Genomic DNA, 225 nt, shown 5'->3' on the forward strand with positions numbered 1-225 from the left:
GCCGTTGTAGCTCAACTGGTAGAGCAACTGACTTGTAATCAGTAGGTTGGGGGTTCAAGTCCTCTCGACGGCACCATTTTTCTCAAGGTACTGCTTATTCATACGAAGTAGTATCGACAACCGTTCAATAGAGCGGACATAATTGATGTGCCGTTGTAGCTCAACTGGTAGAGCAACTGACTTGTAATCAGTAGGTTGGGGGTTCAAGTCCTCTCGACGGCACCA

The 225-nt window shown here is 47.6% G+C and carries 2 tRNA genes; both read left to right on the top strand.

Going from position 1 to position 225, the window contains the following annotated elements:
- Nucleotides 1-76, top strand: a tRNA-Thr gene (locus FGT79_RS30845).
- A 73-nt stretch (nucleotides 77-149) separates the two neighbouring features.
- Nucleotides 150-225 (top strand) — tRNA-Thr (locus FGT79_RS30850).

It is taken from the genome of Paenibacillus sinopodophylli, from assembly GCF_005930355.1.
GTDB classification, from domain to species: domain Bacteria; phylum Bacillota; class Bacilli; order Paenibacillales; family Paenibacillaceae; genus Pristimantibacillus; species Pristimantibacillus sinopodophylli.